We start from the raw sequence: 18,783 nt of genomic DNA on the forward strand, positions 1-18,783 counted from the left end.
GCCTTTTTAATCCCGCCGCGCTAGATTAGGCGAAGTAATGCTGCCTTCACAGCCAGTCCTGCTGGTATGGATAAAGGTGATATCCATCACCTATGCCATGTTAGGGGCGACGGTGAACTCTCTCTAAGATGGTTTGGTGCGATGATTTAAGGCGCCCCAGCGACCGTTGATTGCATCCAATGTGCTCATTAGCTTTTCTGTTCGAGCTGGCTGTTCCTGTGCGAATAGATCCTGTGTGTACTCATCACGCTTACACAGGTCTAGCAGCAACACTTGGGCTTTGGCATAGCTGAAACCCTCTCGTTACAGCCTTTTGATTCCCTCCTGTGCCGCTGCAATGATCAAACGCGTGTCATCGGTCGGGTAGGGCAGTTGGCAAAGCAGGCCGTTGGCGTACTTACCATCATTGAATTCGCTCGGTCGCAATCAGGCGAGCATTCGGGGCTTGGATCACGATCCCTCCAGTCGTAATAGCCACTGGCAGAAATCTTCAAGCAGAGGCACATAAGGTCGTAAGAACTGCGTAGCTGGTGACCCCGTCTTCCGTGCCATGAAAGTTGACCTGACCAACCGCTATCCGTCAGTCGGTGAGGCGAAGCAACTTCCTTTATGGCATGGTGCCACAGTCCCTTATTACGGAACGTGTAGTACCCGCATTGATTTCGTAGGGCGAGCAGCAGTGCCGCGTGATGAAGTGAAAGGCTTGGTCGCTTGCCCGACCTTCTACACGTAGGATCGCTATGGCATGTCCATGTCCTGTCAGCAACAGCAACAGCAACAGCAACAGCAATTGCTTATGGCTTGGGATCGACAGTATCCTTCCACCTGCAGCAACTGACCCACATCATGATTCTCGCCCTGGTCGCTCTCAGCCTCGACCTGTTGGTGGGCGTGACCGGCATGGTCAGCCTGGCCCAGGCGGCCTTCTTCGGCATCGCCGGCTACAGCCTGGTGTTGTTCGCCCCGGAGTTCGAGGCGGTGAACTTCTGGCTGGCGCTGCTGCTGTGCCTGGGCGTCAGCGCCGCAGCTGCGCTGCTGATGGGCCTGCTGATCATCCGCACCTCGGGCATCTTCTTCATCATGGCGACCATCGCCTTCTCGCAGATGCTCTATTACCTGTTCCACGACTCGGCCTTCGCCGGCGGCTCGGACGGCATCTACCTGTTCCTCAAGCCCGAGGTGGCCATCGCCGGGGTGCATCTGCTCGACCTGGAGAACCCGCGCAGCCTGTTCTACCTGGTGCTCGGCTCCCTGGTGCTGGTCTATCTGCTGCTGCGCACCTTCCTGCGCGCGCCGTTCGGCCGGGTGCTGCTGGGCATCAAGCACAACGAGGAACGGGTCCGTTCCATGGGCTACAACCCGCTGTTCTACAAGCTGGCGGCCTTCGTCATTGCCGGCACCATCGCCGGCTACGCCGGCATGCTCTCGGCCACCCAATACGGTTTCGTCAGCCCCGACCAGGTCGGCTGGCAGCTCTCGGCCCACGCCCTGGTGATGGTCATCCTCGGTGGCATGGGCAGCCTGTTCGGCGCCATCTTCGGCGCCTTCGCCTTCGAGGGCCTGCACCATCTGTTCGCCGGCCTGACCCCGCACTGGGAGCTGCCCATGGGGCTGGTGGTCATCGCCATGGTTCTGTTGCTGCCGCGCGGTCTCGCCGGGTTGCTGCTGCAGCTCTGCGACCGGCGCACAGCCACGGCCTGCGACGCAAGTACGGTATCCACCCCCGACGCGATGAAGAAGGAGGCCGGCGTATGACCGCCCATGTTCTAGAAACCCGCGGACTGAGCAAGGCCTTCGGCGGCCTGCGTGCGGTCAACGACATTTCCCTGAGCGTGGCGCCCTGCGAGGTACACGCGATCATCGGCCCCAACGGCGCCGGCAAGAGCACCATGGTCAATCTGCTGTCCGGCCATCTTCAGCCCAGCGCCGGGCAGATCCTCTTTCACGGCCGCGACATCACCGGCTTGGCGCCCAACCGGGTGTCGCACCTGGGCATCGGCCGCAGCTTCCAGCGCACCAACATCTTTCCCAGCTTCACCTGCCTGGAAAACTGCTGGCTGGCGGCGCAGTCGCGGCTGAAGAACTCCTTTCGTTTCTTCCGCCGCTGCGAGGCCTATGTCGAGGTACGCGAGCGCGCCGAACGGGCGCTGGAGCTTTGCGGCCTGGCCGCCCACCGCGACACCCTGGCCGATGCCCTGAGTTATGGCGAGCAACGCCAACTGGAGATCGGCATGGTACTGGCCACCGAGCCGAGCTTCCTGCTGCTCGACGAACCCATGGCCGGCATGGGCAAGGACGAATCGGCGCGGGTGGTCGAACTGCTCGCCAGACTGTCGCAGCAGTACGCCATGGTCCTGGTCGAGCACGACATGGATGCGGTGTTCAGCATCGCCCACCGTCTCACCGTGATGGTCAACGGCGAGCTGCTGGCCAGTGGCCCGCTGGACCAGGTGCGCAACGATCCGGCGGTACAGCAGGCCTATCTGGGCGACGGCGAGGAGCAATTCTGATGAGCGCACAAGCCCTGGTGCAGGCCACCGGCCTGCACACCTATTACGGCAACAGTCATGTGCTGCATGGCGTCGACCTGCAGATCCAGCCGGGCGAGACCCTGGCGCTGATGGGCCGCAACGGCATGGGCAAGAGCACCACCATTCGCTCGTTGCTCGGCCTGACGCCGGCGCGCCGCGGCGAGGTGCTGATCCGCGGCGAGCGCTGCAGCGGCCGCGCCACCCACCAGATCATCCGCCGCGGTATCGGCTATGTGCCAGAGGGCCGCGGCATGTTCCCCAACCTGAGCGTGCGCGAGAGCCTGATCATGGCCGCCCGCCCGGGCCTGGACGGGCGCCGCGACTGGAACCTGGAGCGGGTGCTGGCGACCTTCCCGCGCCTGGCCGAGCGCTTCTCCCACCTGAGCGGCAACCTTTCCGGCGGCGAGCAGCAGATGGTCGCCATCGGCCGCGCGTTGCTGACCAACCCCGAACTGATGATCCTCGACGAGGCCACCGAGGGCCTGGCGCCCTTGATCCGCAAGGAGATCTGGGACGTGATCCGCCTGATCAAGGCCAGCGGTATCGCCACTCTGGTGGTGGACAAGAACGTCAACGTGCTGCTCGACCTGACCGACCGCAGCATGATCATGGTCAAGGGACGGGTGGTGTTCGACGGGCCCAGCGTCGAGCTGAAGTGCCAGCCGCAGATCCTCCAGGAACATATTGGCCTGTGACGCCGGGGAGACTGACGATGAACGAGAAGACCGACGCCCCTGCCCGAAACTGGCAGAAGCCGCTGGCGGCGTTGCTGCAAGCGACGGCGGCGCTGGCCGCAGCCGGCCTGCTGCTGTTGGACAGCGGCCTGCACGGCCCACTGGCGGCCCTGGCGCTGGCCGGCGTCGCCCTGGCCGGCCTGCTCTACCACAGGTTGCCGCCGATCCTGGTCGAGTTGCCGCCACCAGCGCCAGCGCCAGCGCCGCCACCGGCGCCTGAGCCTGAACCGCCGGTGCTGCTGGCGGCGCCTGCTCCCGAGCCGCCTTCCGACCCTGGCCTGCCGCTACGCGCACCCCTGGCGAAGTTGCTCGAGAGCATCCTGCGCACCGAGCAGGACATGCTCTTCGCCACTGAACTGGCGCGCGCGGGCGGAGAAAAGGTGCAGTTCAGCGCCGCCAGCATCCAGGCCTGCGAGGCGGCGATCCGCGAGCTGGCCGGCTACATGGGCACCATCGATCAGGTATTCGACGAACTGTCGCAACAGTCGATGCGCATCGGCGCCATCGTCGGCAGCATCCAGGACATCGCCAAGCAGACCAACCTGCTGGCGCTCAACGCGGCCATCGAGGCGGCCCGCGCCGGTGAGCATGGCCGCGGCTTCGCCGTAGTCGCCGACGAAGTGCGTCACCTGGCCCAGCGCGCCAACGAGTCCAGCGGCGAGATCCAGCAGATCGCCGGCAGCCTGCAGAAGTCGGCGCAGGAGGCGCGGACGGGAGTCGAACACATCGGCCAGTCCACCAGCACCGGCCTGGAGAAGTCCGCCGCGGCCCTGGGCGCCATGGCAGAGATGCGTGCCGGCGCCGCGGTGCGGCTGGAGACGGTCGAGCGCATCGTTCGGCGCCTGAATGAGCAGCGCACCTTGACCCAGGACATGGTCGAGCTGCTGGGTTAGCGGGCTATCGCTGAAGTGGGCACCTTGCGACCCCATCGTTGTGACGCAGTCTTCGTCAGCCGATTCGACTGGCTGTGGAATCACGATCTGCAGCAAGACCTGAACTTGGCCTACAGCCGTTTAGGCTGGAAAGCGGCCCTGGCCGCATGACTCCGCCATTGCCGTGGACGTGATGCCTTCTCGCCTGGAGTTGGCTCGCAGGGTGGGCACAACGCCCATCTTCAATAGCCGGGTAGCAGATCCGGCTACGCGTAGTCGCGCAATCACTGACGCAGCTGCGCAGCGCAGTCCCATTCTGCGTATGCCCGGAGCTGCCGACTGAATGCGGTCGCGTCACACAATTTTCCTACTGTCTAAAAGGTCTAGAAATGAGTGCACAACTGGTAATCGACAATATCAAGCTGGACGCTACCGGAGGCAAGACGATCCAACGGCTTGACCCTGTGTCCGCCAAACTGGTCAGCACTGCGGCTGCCTGCACCCTGGAAGACGCAAAACGGCTCGCGGCCTCATCCGAGCGAGCATTCCGCAAATGGTCCAAGACCGGACCGACCGAGCGGCGTCGTCTCCTGCTCGCAGCAGCGGATGTCCTCGAGGCCAAGATGTCGGAATTCTGCCGGATCATGGCTGAGGAAATTGGCGCATCGCAGCTCTGGGCGCAGTTCAACGTAGGTGCATCGGCGAATCTGCTGCGCGAGGCTGCAGCGCTCACTACTCAAATCAAGGGTGAGACGATTCCAACCGATAAGCTTGGCGCTTTCTCGTTGACGCTTCGCCAGCCGGTGGGCACCGTGCTGAGCATTGTGCCGTGGAATGGGCCGGTGATCCTGGGGGCTCGCGCTATCGCGTATCCGCTGGCGTGCGGCAATACCGTGATCTTCAAAGGCTCGGAAAACAGTCCTCGCACTCATGCCCTTGTGGCCGATGCCTTCATTGAGGCAGGCCTGCCGGCGGGTGTGCTCAATTTCCTGATTACCGCGCCCGAAGACGCATCGGCTGTCACCGAAGCGTTGGTGGCCCACGATACCGTGCGCCGGGTCAACTTCACGGGCTCCACCAAGGTCGGCCGCATGATCGCCGAAACCTGTGCGTCCCATCTCAAGCGCTGTTTGTTGGAGTTGGGTGGCAAGGCTCCTTTCGTAGTGCTGGAGGATGCCGATATCGACGGCGCAGTGAATGCCGCAGTATTCGGCTCGTTCCTGTATCAAGGGCAAATCTGCATGTCGACCGAGCGTTTCGTGGTCGATCAGCGTGTTGCCGACGAATTCGTGAGTAAGTTTTCCGAGCGAATCGGCAAACTGGAGCTTGGCGACCCCACCGCATCTCCGACCTGCGTAGTCGGACCGGTCATCGCCCAGGGCTCGGTAAAGCGGATCAACCATCTGATCGAAGATGCGCTCGGCAAAGGGGCTGTCATCGCCGCGGGCGGTATCGCCGACAGTGCCTTGATGCAGCCCACGCTAGTCGACCGCGTGACCAAGGACATGGAAATCTACGACGAGGAAACCTTTGGTCCTATTACCACGATCGTTCGTGTCGACGGGGCAGAGGAGGCGTTGGAAGTGGCCAATGACACGGCTTATGGCCTCTCATCTGCAATTTTCAGCGCCAATGTCTCCAAAGCGCTTGAGCTGGCAAGTCGGTTGGATGCAGGTTGTGTCCACATCAACGGCGCCACCGTACAAAACGAAGCGCAGGCCCCCTATGGTGGTATGAAGCAGAGTGGATACGGCCGTTTCGATGGAAGCGCTGTGATTGACGAGTTCACAGAAATCAAGTGGGTCACTGTTGAGCCATCTGATCAGCCTTATCCCTTCTGATGTTTCGGGGCCGGCGGAGCAAGTGGATTCGCCGGTTCACGCGCGTTCGCATCATTTCTCCCAGATGATCGTAAAACGCTCGGATCCACGGCCAAGCGCGTCTTGCCGCGAAAGTGTTGCACGCGTGATAACAAATTGTAGCGGTGCGCGGTCGCCGGCTTTGTGTACGAGCAGGAAAAACGCGCGCTGATCTGACAATCGCCGTGGCCGCAGCTGTTGGCTTCAATGGCTGCTGTGGCGAGTAGTGACAAAGCGGTTGAGCAAGCGGTGCACCATGAACACGACGAACAGGGTCAACAGCACCGAGACACACACCGAACTCAGCCGGTAGAGGGTCGCAAATATGATGTCGTGGCTGGGCGTAAGCGACTGGCCGAACAGGATGGCCAGGGTGGTCAAAGCGCCGAAGCCGACGCCGGGCACCCCCTTTTCCAGCATGTGCCAGCGCGCGCAGACCATGGCGGCGATCCATAGCAGCAGGGCGACCAGCGGCAGTAGGTCGTGGTGATCATAGAGCAGCAGCATGATCAGCAGGGCAATCACGCAGCCGAGCAGGGTGCCATGCGCACGGGTACGGCCGGCGAAGCGTGAGCCGTTCCAGTGCATGGGAAACAACAGCAGGATGCTGGCGACCTGAGCCGACAGCGAGTCCTGCAGATCCAGGCACTGGAATACGCTGAACGACAGCGTCGCCACCGTTGCCCCGAGCAGTGCCTCGTGGCGCCGACTGGCGCGGTCTTTGGGCGGCGGCGTGCGTGCGGGGCGCGGCTCGCAGTCGGGAAACAGGTAGAACATCAGCACGGCGATCGCTGCGGCCAGCACGATGGCCAGGCCATTGCTCCCAAGCATGGCGATGACGTCGGTGTGCGGGTAGCTGGCGAAGTTCAGCTGGATCGACAGAAATACTGCGCCGAGGGCGCCGAACAGGAAGTTCGGGCCGCTGGCCATCAGCGCGAAACGGTAGAGAAACAGCAAGAACACCAGCGGAATCATCAGCAGCGGTCGGCCGCCGAACAGACCGTAGAGCAACGCGACCTCCAGGCTGACGACCAGTCCCTGGGTGAAGAACTGGCGCATCAGGTGGGCAGTCAGGCGCGGCACCAGGCCGAGCAGTAGCATCGGATAGACGCAGAAGAAGGCACCGTACTGCAGGTCGAACAGCTTGCACAGGACAAAGGCCAGACTGCCGCCAGTGGCGATGCGCAGACACTGGCGCAGGTCGTTCTTGCCCAGTGACAAACGGGGCGCTGTGGCCCTTTCGGCAAGTGTGTGTGCCGCCGCGGAGGGTTCAGTAGACATAGTGCAACCAACTGATCAGGCGGATCTGCAGCGTAGCGGCGAGGTTCACCAGCGGGTTGTCGAAGGGCTTCAGCTGAACCGTGGCCTTAGCCCCGGTGGGCAGCAGGAACGGCAGCTCTTCATCGAGTGCCAGGTGCACGCGTTGTCGTTGCGCGTCGCGAACCCAGCGCTCGGATTGCGCGGGCGTTGCCAGCTCGCCGTTGGCATCGATCTGGCCTTCCCGGACTCCGGCGTCGAAATGACTGACCCGGGCGCTGAACAGCTCGCCTGGACGGGCGTCGAATACGACCACGGCTGGGGTGTCGACGCCGATGTAGCGCAGGGACTTCTCGCGGAAGTCGGCGATGATGTCCAGGCGGTCCTCGACCAGAGCGGCCACCGGCGTTCCTGCCGCGACGAAGGTGCCGGGGGTGAGCTGCAGGTTGCTGAGCACGCCGCCACGTTCGGCGCGAACCTCGCTGTAGTCCCGCTGCAGGTGCGCCCGGAGCAGTGCATTGCGGGCTTGGCGTAGCCGTAGATTGGCACCGTCGGCGCCGCCGCGACGGGCCTGCAGTTCACGGACTCTGGCCTGCGCCGTACGCAGTTGGGCCTGGGCCATCAGATGCTGCGCTTCGGCCGCATCGTAGGCCTGGCGCGAGACATGCTGGCGTTCGAGCAGGCGCGACAGGCGTAGGGCCTGAGCGCCCGACTCGTTCGACTTGGCTTGGGCCGCGCTGACCTCGGCACGGGCGGCGGCCAGCAGGGCATCGAGTTCAGTGTTGTCCTGGTGTGCCTGTTCGAGCGCCAACTCGGCCCGCTGCACCTCCAGCTCGAATGGCTGCGGATCGAGGCGAAACAGTAACTGGCCAGGTTGTACGTACTGGTTATTGCTCACCGCCAGCTCACTGACCTGGCCTGCGACCCGCGGCGCGACCTTCAGTACCGGTCGGGTCAACTGCGCCTGTGGTGTCAACGGCATGCTCAGGTCGGCGGTTAGGAAGTAGATGAAGCAACAGGCTAGGGCCGAGATAGCGATTTGAACCCAGCGGGCAAATCGTTGATCGGGAGTCATGAATACCTCGGTTAAGCAAAGCGTCGGGGGACGGGCGCACGCTGGAAAGTCCGGGCCGGCCCGCGAAGGCGGCAGTATATTTCCCATGCTTTCATGCAAAAATAGCCGTCTTATGCAAAGAACACTTACTAAATAGGTAACAGTCAGATGGATGTTTTTCAGGCAATGCGGGTGTTTACTCGCGTGGTGGACGCGGGCACCTTCACGGCTGCTGCACAGACGCTGGGCTTGTCCACCGCGCAGGTGTCGCGGCAGGTGTCCGAACTCGAAAGTCATCTGCAGGCACGCCTACTGCAACGTACCACCCGCCGGCTGGGGCTGACCGAGGTAGGCAGCCGTTACCTGGAGCGCTGTCGGCATATTCTCAGCGAGCTGGAAGACGCTGGCGCCGAGGCCGGTGGTGCCTACCTGATGCCCAGGGGGCGCCTGCGGGTGCACGCGATCACCGGTTTGGGCACCCATCTACTTGCACCCTTGGCCGCCCGCTATAGCGAGCTCTACCCGGAAGTGAACCTTGAGCTGACGCTCTCCCAGCGCCACCCTGACCTGCTCGAGGAGGGGCAGGATGTGGTCATTACTCTGGCCCGGGAGTTGCCCGACTCCGAACTGGTCGCTCAACTGCTCGGCACTACCTACAGCGTGGTCTGTGCGGCGCCGAGCTACCTGGGGCAGCACGGTATTCCGATGACTCTCGACGAGCTGAGCCAGCATCGCTGCCTGCGCCTGCTCGACCCGGTTTTTGGCGACAGCTGGACCTTTACCGACAACGGCGTCGAGCGGGCGATCCGTCTGGGAGAAACATTTCAGGTCAACGTCGCCGAGGCGATGGCCCAGGCGGCAGGAGAGGGTATGGGTATTTGCGTACTGCCGGACCTGATAGCGGCCAAGGCCTTCGCACAGGGCCGACTGGTACGCCTGCTGGCCGAACATCGCCTGCACGAGCGGGGTATCTATGCGCTGTACCCGTCGCGGCGCTTTCTCGATGCCAAGGTGAGAACCTGGGTGGAGTTCCTCAAGGAGCAATTACCCCTGGTATTCCGCGGTAATCGAACCCTGGTGGAAAACCCCACCTATTGGGCGTGACCCTGGGAGCAAACCGGTGTGGCCAGGGTTGATGCCCTGTCGCTTAGCGCTCTTCGATTATTACGCTAAAGGCAAAACTACCTTGCCTGGAGTTCGCTGTTTCTTGCCGGAACCACTCCTTAAGCTGATGCTCATCGAGTCATTACGAGGTGCAGCATGAAAGCAAGATACTGGATGATCGGCGTGACACTTGTCGCTCAGTGGGCAGTCGCCGACGATGCGCAGCCATACCATTATGGCCAGGCCATGGATGTCGCCAGGGTCATTTCGATCGAGATGCCTCAGGGCTGTGAGGTGGGCGAGGCGACCATGGTCTATGAGGATTCACACGGCGAGATCCATACCCTGGTGTATCTGCGCCAGGGCGAGAGCTGCGTGTATTGAGTCCGTCGCAGGACTCGGCAGTCAGCCCGATCCCTCATGGCAGGCAATGGGCTGTCAGGCACTTCGGGCGCCGTCAGTCCGCAAATAGCTCGAACATCAGTTGCCTGAGCCAGCGGTTGGCGGAGTCTCGGTGATACTTGGCGTGCCAGAACAGGTTGATATCGATTTCCGGTAGCTGCACGGGGTGGGGCAGGGCCACCAAACCGAAGGGCTGGACGCAGCACTCGGCAAAGCGCTCGGGTACCGTGGCCAGCAGATCGGTGCGCTGGAGAATATGGCCCACAGCGACGAAGTGCGGCACTTCGAGACGGATGTCCCGCTCTATCCCCAGACGCGCCATGTGTGCGTCCACTTCGCCGTGGCCGGTGGTGGCGGCGATGACCCGCACATGACCGTGAGCGCAGAAGCGCTCCAGCGTGAGCGGCTCGCTGGTGACGGGGTGGTCCTTGCGACACATGCATACGTAACGATGATGGAACAGACGGCGAGTGAAGAAGCCTGCCTGCAGGTGTGGCAGCAGGCCTACGGCGAGGTCGACGGTGCCGCTCTGCAGCGCCTCGATCAGGGATACGGAGGTGTTGCGCACGGTACTGATGCGGCAGCCTGGTGCCAGGCGGGAGAGGGCATCCATCAGGCGCGGGGTGAAGTAGATTTCACCGATATCGGTCATCGCGATGGTGAAGGTGCGTTCGCTGGTTAGCGGGTCGAAACTGTCTTGGCGACTCAGCGCCTCGCGCAGGGTATGGATGGCCAGCGACACTGGCTCAGCAAGTTGCTGGGCGTAGGGGGTAGGCTCCATACCCTGATAGGTACGCACGAACAGGTCGTCCTGCAGGGCTGTACGCAGGCGCCTGAGGGCGTTGCTCACGGTGGGCTGGGTCAGACCCAGGCTTTCCGCGGCGGTGGAGACGCGGCGGTCGATCAGCAACTGGTTGAACACCACTAGCAGGTTCAGATCCAGGTCGCGCAGGTCCATGGTCTGCCTCATAGGTTGGTAGGAATATTCAGGTTTGAAATAGTTTGTATGCAGGCTGCGGTATTTATCAATATTTCTCGTGCGCCCATGATGACTTCACTCCAACAACAACATCATGGGTACAAACATGATCACCAAGCCTGCCCTGCGTATCGGCATCATCGGCGGCGGTATTTCCGGCGTCGCCCTGGCACTGGATCTGTGCCGCCATTCCCATCTCGACGTCCAGCTCTTCGAATCCGCACCGGCCTTCGGTGAGGTGGGAGCGGGCGTTTCCTTCGGTGCTAACGCGGTGCGAGCCATTGCCGGTCTCGGCATTGCAGAGCCTTACGCCCAGGTTGCCGATCGCACCCCCGAGCCCTGGCAGGACGTGTGGTTCGAATGGCGCCGCAGCGTCGACGCCGGTTACATTGGCGCGAGCGTGGCTCCTGGCGTGGGGCAGTCTTCGGTGCACCGGGCGGATTTCCTCGACGTGCTCGCCAGCCGACTGCCGGAGGGCATTGCCCGATTCAATAAGCGCGCCGTGGGCGTGGAGCAGCACGGCGATGAGGCCTGTGTGCGCTTTACCGACGGTAGTGAATATCGCGGTGACTTGCTGATCGCCGCCGATGGCATCAAATCGGCTATTCGTGGCCATGTCCTCGAGGGTATCGGGGCCCCGCCCGCCGTGCCGCGCTTCAGTGGTACCTGCGCCTACCGTGGCATGATCGATAGCCTGCACCTGCGCGAGGCCTACCGTGCCGCTGGCGTTGACGAGCACTTGGTGGACGTGCCGCAGATGTACCTGGGCCTGGATGGCCACATCCTTACCTTTCCGGTTAAGCGGGGGCGCATCATCAACGTGGTGGCCTTCGTATCTGACCGCAGTCAGCCCGCGCCCACCTGGCCCGAGAATTCGCCCTGGGTTCGTCAGGCCAGCCAGCGTGAGATGCTCGACGCCTTCGTCGGCTGGGGCGATGCTGCGCGAATCCTGCTGGAGTGCATTCCCTCGCCAACCTACTGGGCTCTGCACGACCTCGCCGAGCTACCTGGTTATGTCCACGGCCGTGTGGCGCTGATCGGCGATGCCGCCCACGCGATGCTGCCGCACCAGGGCGCCGGGGCAGGGCAGGGGCTCGAGGACGCCTACTTCCTCGCCCGCCTGCTGGGAGATGTTCAGGTGAGTCGCGGCAACCTCGATGAGTTGCTGGCTGCCTACGACGCCTTGCGCCGCCCGCGTGCCTGCCGCGTGCAGCGTACCTCCTGGGAAGCCGGTGAACTTTACGAACTGCGTGACCCGGCAGTGGGTGATGACAAACAGGCGCTGGGAGCTACCTTGGCTAGCCGCTTCGACTGGTTGTGGAACCACGACCTCGACGCTGACGTGCGAGATGCCCGCGCTCGACTAGGTTGGACAGCCCTGAGCCACTGCGCCTAGTTGCGCGTCGTTCTACCGGAATCGGCCTCGATGCCGGTTCCGGCTCTATAACAATGACAAGAAGAGCTATGCCATGCGTGATATCGACGTTTCCGCCCTGCTTGACGGGGCCCGCTTCAATACCTTTCACGGGCGCGTGCTGTTCTGGTGCGCGCTGATCATTATCTTCGATGGCTATGATCTGGTTATCTACGGCGTGGTGCTGCCGTCGCTGATGCAAGCCTGGAACCTCTCTGCGCTGCAGGCCGGTCTGCTAGGCAGCTGCGCATTGGTGGGCATGATGCTCGGTGCACTGTTCTTCGGCCCACTGTCGGACCGGATCGGGCGCCGCAAGACCATCATGACCTGTGTGGTCCTGTTCAGCGGTTTTACCGTGATCAACGGATTCGCGCGCACTCCCGAGGAGTTTGCCATTTGCCGCTTTTTCGCCGGGCTTGGTATCGGTGGGGTGATGCCCAATGTGGTGGCGCTGATGAACGAGTACGCGCCGAAGAAAATCCGCAGCACCCTGGTGGCGATCATGTTCAGCGGTTACTCGGTGGGGGGCATGCTCTCTGCGGGTCTGGGCATGGCGTTGATGCCCAGCTGGGGCTGGCAATCGGTGTTCTTCGTGGCGGTTGTACCGCTGCTGGTGCTGCCGTTGCTGGTGCGCCAGCTGCCGGAGTCGTTGAACTTCCTGCTGCGCCAGGGGGAGGTCGAACGCGCCAAAGAGCTGCTGGCCAGGGCAGAGCCCGACTACGTGCCCAAAATGCACGACCGGCTCAATCTGGCAAAGGGGCAGGCGGGCAAGGTGGCCATCTCCCAGTTGTTCCAGGATGGTCGCGCACTGAAAACGCTGATGCTCTGGGTGGCCTTCTTCTGCTGCCTGCTGATGGTCTACGCCCTGAGTTCCTGGCTGCCGAAGCTTATGAACGCTGCCGGCTACGGCCTCAACTCCAGCCTGGCGTTCCTGCTGGTGCTGAACTTCGGCGCCATCTTCGGGGCAATCGGCGGCGGCTGGCTGGGAGATCGCATAGGCCTGGGTCGGGTACTCCTGGCGTTCTTCGCCACCGGTGCGCTGTCGCTGAGTCTATTGGCGCTGAAGTCACCGCTGCCGGTGCTCTACCTGCTGATCGGCGTGGCCGGGGCCTGCACTATCGGTACGCAGATCCTCGCCAATGCCTGCGCCGTGCAATTTTACCCCGCGCATATCCGCTCCACTGGTCTGGGCTGGGCGATGGGAATTGGCCGTATTGGCGCCATCATCGGCCCGTTGCTGGGCGGAGCTTTGCACGCCGCGCAACTGCCGTTGCAGGCGAGCTTTCTGGCGTTCGCGCTGCCGGGGCTGGTGGGCGCCGCCGCCATTATGGGTTTTCTCTGGCACCGGCCGGGTCAGGTCTGCACGCTGATGGAGAAACCTCTGGAATCGACTGCCGGCTGATCCACTGCTATCAGGAACTGAGCACCGCACCCATGTCGGGTGTGGTGCTCTGGTTGACCGCTCGCAACCGGCATATGGAACCACCATGGTCTCGGCTGCTATAGATGCCGATCCGCTGTGCGTAGTCGGATCCTAGGCTAGGCGTTGGATCATGAGAAAGCCTTGAGACTCGAAGCGGCTGCCAACTCGATGGTTAGCAGGTGCTGAGGCGCCGGTCATCACATCCATACTTTTCAATGAACGTGACGGTTGCGCTGCACGTAGCCGTACTGACAGATCTTGAGCAGATTAGCCGGATCATAATCAGGACGCCCCGTACGATGAGACCGGGCCTTGTCGAACCCCAACGCCTGAAGATCGCAGCCTGCGAAATGGGTGGGTGAAGTCCTGCACGGGATTATCAAAGCACAGAGAGTCATCGCTGCCGGCCACCAGTTCTTCACTGCCGCGAACATCGAGAGGCTGGTACATCTCGGAGCCAAGTACAGCACGAAGGCTGCAATGATCGACGATCTTCGAGACGGTCGCTGAAGACCAGTAAGACCAAGACCTCAGCGATTTCGGACGCATCTCCCGTGATGACTTTTTCAATGACGACGGAAGCGCGACCTCCTGATTTCTTGCTGGCGCAGAAACGCGCCAGCAAGCAGATGGCATGTCCGCGAGTCGAGGTCGAGCATGCGCTGGTTGCATAACTCACCCATCACCTGAGCCAAGGAAAATTTTCTCGTTCTCAAGCTATGCGCGATGGCTAAACAAGTGTGTGTTTAATGGGCGTCTAACGTCTGATTGGAAGGCTTTTCACCGAGTGTGCCCGTTGTTCGTCCAGCGAGTTGTAGTACGTATTTTGGGTAGTGCTGAGACTATTGTGACGAAGGTCAGCCTGGAGGTCCTTCATCTCTCGATATGGTGCATCAAAGGTTGCGGAGGTGTGGCGTAACCAATGCAGTGAAGCTGAACGCAACTGGTCTATTTCGTCATCGCTCCAGCCTTCCTCAGCCATACGCCCCATAGCGCGATCAAATAGCCCTTGGAGCAGCAGGCGAATATGTCGATCAGATAGCCCACCACGCCCCTTCAGGGAACTGATCAACGGTGTTTTCTCGTGGGCAGATGGCTGGGGGGAGAGCTGTAAATGCTGGCGATAGCGTATCAGGTAGTTCTGGATGTATTCGTCGCGGATGCTGATCTTGGCGGCCTTGTTGCCTTTGCCCACCACATGAAACCACCAGTTGCCCATGCTATCGCGGCGGATGTCGCCCATGGTAGGCGTCCAGTTGTCACGCCCGACCAGATCGGAGACTCGCAGGTACATGGAGAACAGAGTCGCAACGATGAACAGAGTGCGTTCGTGTGTCGGGTCGGTCGCGGCCATCTGCTCGGCAGTCTCGATCACGTAGCTCCACTGCAGCGGAGTCAGGGAACGTGACGCCACATCCAAGGTGTTGCGTTGCTTGTAGATGGATTTCTGTTTTACCGCCCGGAAGGGGTTCACCTCGGTGAGACCCTCATCAATCGCGTGTTGGAAGAAGCTGCCGCAGACTGCGAATACCTGAGCCACCGATCCCTGGGACAAGCGGTAGGGACGGGAGGGAAGGGCGGCAACGGCCTCTTCGGCAATCTTGCGTTCGCGCTTGGCCACAGTGTGACTGAAAGGTCGCCATTGCAAATTGACGATGTAGGTGTCCGTGTCGAGCTTCTTGCGACCACCCACGCGCAGGAAGCGGGACTTTACGACCGGACCTATCCAGTCGGCGGGCGGGTTGAGGCAGAACTCCATGAAGGCCTCGGCGTCCCGGCGACGCAGTTCAACAAGGGGCTTGACAGCCACCAGTAGGGACCAGAGCAGCAGCCGCTCGACGTGGGTTCGATAGGAGTTGAACGTGGCTTCGTTGCCGGCGTAGGACTTCAGAAATCCCCGAACGGCGCGATAGCCCTCGACGGCCTGGAGCTCATCGGCACAACCATGGAGGAAGTCCCGAACCGCTGGAAGCTCGCCATTGAGGTGAAGAAAGTTGAGTTCGTGGAAGCGATCAAAGGTCTCGAAAAGCGGCTGGGGATGCTGCGACATGAAGTGGTTCAACCTGGGCGAATGCGTCTATATCGGTCTTTCAGCGTAGTATAGAGCAATATCCGGGTCTGGTGATTATCGGATATTGCTTAGATTTCTCCGATCAATCCTCGCTGTCCTTCTTAAAATCTGTAACCCCATGATCCTTACAAATAATACGTTTAATAACATGCAGTTACGATTGGAGTCGGATTTTTAAATGGGAGAAATGAGTCTGCCGGGCGTCCCGCCAGAGAAGCTTATAGGCCAGGAATTTAAGCTAGCGGGGAACGCTCTATCAACCATAATACCTTCCATAGGTATAAGCCAAGCTGAAAATGCCTAGATATTTCTGCAACTCGGCAGGGCGGAAGCTTTGCGCACGAATCTTTGCGCCGCTTTCTTTCAAAAAACGCATACTGCCACCAAGCAGGATATTCCAGTGCTCACCGCCTTTGTCTGTAGAAGTAATGCTTGCATGAGCTTTCATAAGCGCTTCTTTAACAATGCTTCGTATTTGTCGCACGGAAAGACCGGGGCGCCCGTGACTAGCCTCCAAGATAGGGATTTCTTCGTTCTGCTCTGGGAACGGGGGTAGTCCTCGGCTTTTTCGATAGCGTCTCAAGTAGGGCAGGAACTCTGGAGTGACTTCAACTTTCCTTAGCAGCCGACCTGGCGCCTCTAGTATCAACCACCATCTGGCATCGTCTAGAACAAAGCAATTCATGCATGGGCAGTAGTTATCAGCATTTGCAAGGTCTGCAGCATGCAAACACATAAGAGTCGTTGCTGCTATTATAAAAAGAGCACGCTCACCAGCAGGATCACCCAGCGCATGAAATTCTAGCGCTTGCAGAACCTGACCTAATTGCTCGGAAGTTAAATATCGTTCCACAGGGTAAGTAGCGCGCATTCCTCTTCCATAGAAAGTTCGTGATGATATAGCTGGATTTATCGCTATCACATCTTCCTCGCAGAGAAAACCATAAAATGAACTACAAACGCTACGAATGAAACGCAAGGTTTCCACTTTAGGGCTGCGCGCCCCTACATCTTTAGATGCTCGAATATTGAAAGGCCGCCATGATTCATTGAAAACCGAATTACCATCGACTTGAGCGAATCTAGCGGTTGTAGAAAATCCAACCCAATTTGAAGGTGGCATCTTGCAAAAAGTAATAAAATTCGTAAACGTCTCTTTATCTAGTGTCAGTACAGTTTTTTCGGCGACAATCCAGCTCCATAGGAGCAAACGTTCAACGAATGTTCGGTAATTATTAAAGGTTCCAAGCGGGTGACTATGATATGCAAGAAAGCGGATAGCGCATTTTAAGTCCGTTTCTACATCAAGATTAGCGGAGAGACTACTGAGGAAGGCTTCGATGCAGGGGTAGCGAGCGTAGTACAGCCCGAGATCGAGAGACATACTTTCGGGACCAGCAAGGACAGGCCGAGGGTCTATGACTTTTGACATTGACGATCCCATTGGTCTAAAAGGAAGTCACGAGTACTCTTGAAAAATAGCACAGTATTTAGTCTTCTTTTTAGGCTTTTTAAACAGGCAAAAGCCTCATCAGGATTCTCCTTTTTTAACCGTTAACGAGGGGGGGCAAGGGAAACCTTGACAGCGGAGAATGCTGCATCTCACTGATATCTTGGTATTTTTTTTAATCAGTCATTTTCTACTTTTTCATCAGGCGTCACAGTTGGCGGGAGATTGGCCAGTAACCTGGCATGACACACAATTTAACATAATATACATTATGCGTAATACGATGTTACGTATTGAGGGACAATGCCCACCGGATTTCAGCAGGCAAAACCCCTCTTGGCCATCGGCCAAAACTGCGTCGTCTCAAACCTGAGCGAAACCGCCATCCACGAACATTTCGCTCCCGGTCATAAAGCTGCTTTCTTCCGAAGCCAGGAACAATGCCGCGGCGGCAACTTCTTCCGGCTTGCCGATGCGGCCCAGTGGCAACTGCGTGATCATACCGTCGACGATCGCATCAGCCTGGCCCGTTGTGGCCAATGCCGAATCCAGGCCAGGTGTCGAGATCGGTCCTGGCGAAAGCACGTTGATGCGTATGCCCGTGCCTTTCAAATCCAGCGCCCAGCTCCTGGCGAAATTACGCAGCGCCGCCTTGGTGGCGCTATACACGCTGAATGCCGGTGTCCCCATGCTTGCCGTCGTCGAGCCGGTCAGGATCACCGAGCCGCCCGCGCTCATCAGCGGCAAGGCCTTTTGCACGGTGAACAATGTGCCTTTGACGTTGATACCAAACGTGCGGTCAAAAGACTCTTCAGTGATCGATCCTATGGGCTGGAAATCCCCAAGCCCTGCATTGGCGAACAGGATGTCGATCCGCCCCTTGTCCGCCTTGATTTGCGTGTAAATACGCTCAAGGTCGTCCAGCCTGGAAATGTCGCCCTGGATCGCAACGGCGTCATGGCCGATAAGCTGCAACGCCTTGTCCAGTTCCGCCTGACGGCGTCCCACGACAACGACCTGTGCACCTTCATCAGCGAAACGTATGGCAGCGGCCAGTCCGATGCCGCTGTTCCCGCCGGTAATGACTGCAATTTTTCCGATGAGCCTGTTCATGATGGTTTCCCAAGAAAAGTTGAGGCCCAACTGTAGATCCGCGCTTTTAATTTGAATAGTATGCACCTTTTGGTAAGTACCCAATCAGTGAGCACGACCATGGCCAATAACGCTTTCAGTTGCGGGCTCGACGCAGCCCTTGCAGTCATCGGCGGGAAGTGGAAACCGTTGGTTCTTTATCATCTGGCGAAGGATGTTCACCGTTACGGCGAATTGAGACGCGCCATTGGCGGTGTGACCGATAAGGTATTGATCCAGCAATTGAAAGAACTGGAGCGCGACGAAATCATTGCGCGTATGGACTTTCAGGAGATACCGCCCAAGGTCGAGTATTCCCTCACGCCTTTCGGGCAATCCCTGGCCACTGCGCTGGGCGCGCTGTGCGCCTGGGGGACGGAGCATATGGAAACGGTCGAGCGCATCAGCGAGCGAAGAACAACCGCCCTCGCCCAGCCTTCAGTTTCCTGACGTTACCCAACTCAACTAAATGACTATTTAGTTGAGTTAAATCAACAAGTTA

General features: G+C 60.0%; 15 protein-coding genes and 2 pseudogenes. 11 read left to right on the forward strand and 6 right to left on the reverse strand.

Features of this window, described 5'->3' with window-relative positions; translation table 11 throughout:
* Positions 1-508: 508 nt before the first annotated feature.
* The 6 genes and pseudogenes from AC1Q6I_RS04895 to AC1Q6I_RS04920 all read left to right on the forward strand — a co-directional run.
* Positions 509-820 (forward strand): annotated as a pseudogene (locus AC1Q6I_RS04895) (endonuclease); the annotation flags it as partial.
* Positions 802-1,755 (forward strand): branched-chain amino acid ABC transporter permease, encoded by a 954-nt coding sequence (locus tag AC1Q6I_RS04900; protein ID WP_024075422.1) that lies wholly within the window; start codon positions 802-804, stop codon positions 1,753-1,755. The pseudogene AC1Q6I_RS04895 and the gene AC1Q6I_RS04900, both read left to right, overlap by 19 nt.
* Positions 1,752-2,510: an ABC transporter ATP-binding protein gene (locus AC1Q6I_RS04905; RefSeq protein ID WP_023048108.1), complete on the forward strand. Its 759-nt coding sequence runs from the start codon at positions 1,752-1,754 to the stop codon at positions 2,508-2,510. Before AC1Q6I_RS04900 ends, AC1Q6I_RS04905 begins: the two co-directional genes overlap by 4 nt.
* A complete protein-coding gene (locus tag AC1Q6I_RS04910; protein WP_024075421.1) occupies positions 2,510-3,226 on the forward strand; it encodes an ABC transporter ATP-binding protein in 717 nt (238 codons plus the stop codon). The genes AC1Q6I_RS04905 and AC1Q6I_RS04910 overlap by 1 nt, the downstream gene beginning before the upstream one ends.
* Before the next feature lie 539 nt (positions 3,227-3,765).
* Positions 3,766-4,158: pseudogene (locus tag AC1Q6I_RS04915) on the forward strand (methyl-accepting chemotaxis protein); the annotation flags it as partial.
* A gap of 368 nt (positions 4,159-4,526) precedes the next feature.
* A complete protein-coding gene (locus AC1Q6I_RS04920; protein WP_023630205.1) occupies positions 4,527-5,978 on the forward strand; it encodes an aldehyde dehydrogenase in 1,452 nt (483 codons plus the stop codon).
* A 222-nt stretch (positions 5,979-6,200) separates the two neighbouring features.
* Here the strand turns inward: AC1Q6I_RS04920 and AC1Q6I_RS04925 are convergent, their stop codons facing one another.
* Both AC1Q6I_RS04925 and AC1Q6I_RS04930 read right to left on the reverse strand, forming a co-directional pair.
* Positions 6,201-7,277, reverse strand: coding sequence for a DUF2955 domain-containing protein (locus AC1Q6I_RS04925; protein ID WP_078451698.1), 1,077 nt, complete (start codon positions 7,275-7,277; stop codon positions 6,201-6,203).
* Entirely contained in the window at positions 7,267-8,328 is a 1,062-nt protein-coding gene (locus AC1Q6I_RS04930) for an HlyD family secretion protein (RefSeq protein ID WP_023663266.1), read from the reverse strand. The genes AC1Q6I_RS04925 and AC1Q6I_RS04930 overlap by 11 nt, the downstream gene beginning before the upstream one ends.
* Positions 8,329-8,475: 147 nt before the next feature.
* On the opposite strand from AC1Q6I_RS04930, the gene AC1Q6I_RS04935 reads away from it, so the two are divergent.
* Together AC1Q6I_RS04935 and AC1Q6I_RS04940 are read left to right on the forward strand one after the other, a co-directional pair.
* On the forward strand, positions 8,476-9,411 hold the full coding sequence (locus AC1Q6I_RS04935) for a LysR family transcriptional regulator (protein WP_023629250.1): 936 nt from the start codon (positions 8,476-8,478) through the stop codon (positions 9,409-9,411).
* Positions 9,412-9,567: 156 nt separating this feature from the next.
* Positions 9,568-9,795, forward strand: coding sequence for a DUF2790 domain-containing protein (locus tag AC1Q6I_RS04940; RefSeq protein WP_023629249.1), 228 nt, complete (start codon positions 9,568-9,570; stop codon positions 9,793-9,795).
* A 73-nt stretch (positions 9,796-9,868) separates the two neighbouring features.
* Here AC1Q6I_RS04940 and AC1Q6I_RS04945 read toward each other — a convergent pair whose 3' ends face one another.
* Entirely contained in the window at positions 9,869-10,771 is a 903-nt protein-coding gene (locus AC1Q6I_RS04945) for a LysR family transcriptional regulator (protein WP_023629248.1), read from the reverse strand.
* Between the two features lie 127 nt (positions 10,772-10,898).
* Between AC1Q6I_RS04945 and salA the strand changes: the two genes are divergently transcribed.
* Both salA and AC1Q6I_RS04955 read left to right on the forward strand, forming a co-directional pair.
* Entirely contained in the window at positions 10,899-12,188 is a 1,290-nt protein-coding gene (gene salA, locus AC1Q6I_RS04950; RefSeq protein ID WP_024075419.1) for a salicylate 1-monooxygenase, read from the forward strand.
* Between the two features lie 73 nt (positions 12,189-12,261).
* Positions 12,262-13,608 (forward strand): MFS transporter, encoded by a 1,347-nt coding sequence (locus AC1Q6I_RS04955; RefSeq protein WP_023629719.1) that lies wholly within the window; start codon positions 12,262-12,264, stop codon positions 13,606-13,608.
* A 778-nt stretch (positions 13,609-14,386) separates the two neighbouring features.
* On the opposite strand, the gene AC1Q6I_RS04960 is transcribed toward AC1Q6I_RS04955, so the two are convergent.
* The 3 genes from AC1Q6I_RS04960 to AC1Q6I_RS04970 all read right to left on the reverse strand — a co-directional run bounded on the left by AC1Q6I_RS04960 (position 14,387) and on the right by AC1Q6I_RS04970 (position 18,263).
* Complete coding sequence (locus AC1Q6I_RS04960) at positions 14,387-15,679, reverse strand: tyrosine-type recombinase/integrase (protein WP_028688854.1); 1,293 nt, start codon at positions 15,677-15,679, stop codon at positions 14,387-14,389.
* 277 nt (positions 15,680-15,956) lie between these two features.
* Positions 15,957-17,084, reverse strand: coding sequence for a site-specific integrase (locus AC1Q6I_RS04965; RefSeq protein ID WP_073663301.1), 1,128 nt, complete (start codon positions 17,082-17,084; stop codon positions 15,957-15,959).
* 429 nt (positions 17,085-17,513) lie between these two features.
* Entirely contained in the window at positions 17,514-18,263 is a 750-nt protein-coding gene (locus AC1Q6I_RS04970; RefSeq protein ID WP_069077397.1) for an SDR family NAD(P)-dependent oxidoreductase, read from the reverse strand.
* A 99-nt stretch (positions 18,264-18,362) separates the two neighbouring features.
* On the opposite strand from AC1Q6I_RS04970, the gene AC1Q6I_RS04975 reads away from it, so the two are divergent.
* Positions 18,363-18,731, forward strand: coding sequence for a winged helix-turn-helix transcriptional regulator (locus tag AC1Q6I_RS04975; RefSeq protein WP_024075414.1), 369 nt, complete (start codon positions 18,363-18,365; stop codon positions 18,729-18,731).
* Positions 18,732-18,783 lie beyond the last annotated feature (52 nt).

This window comes from Pseudomonas sp. MPR-R2A5 (assembly GCF_058793055.1).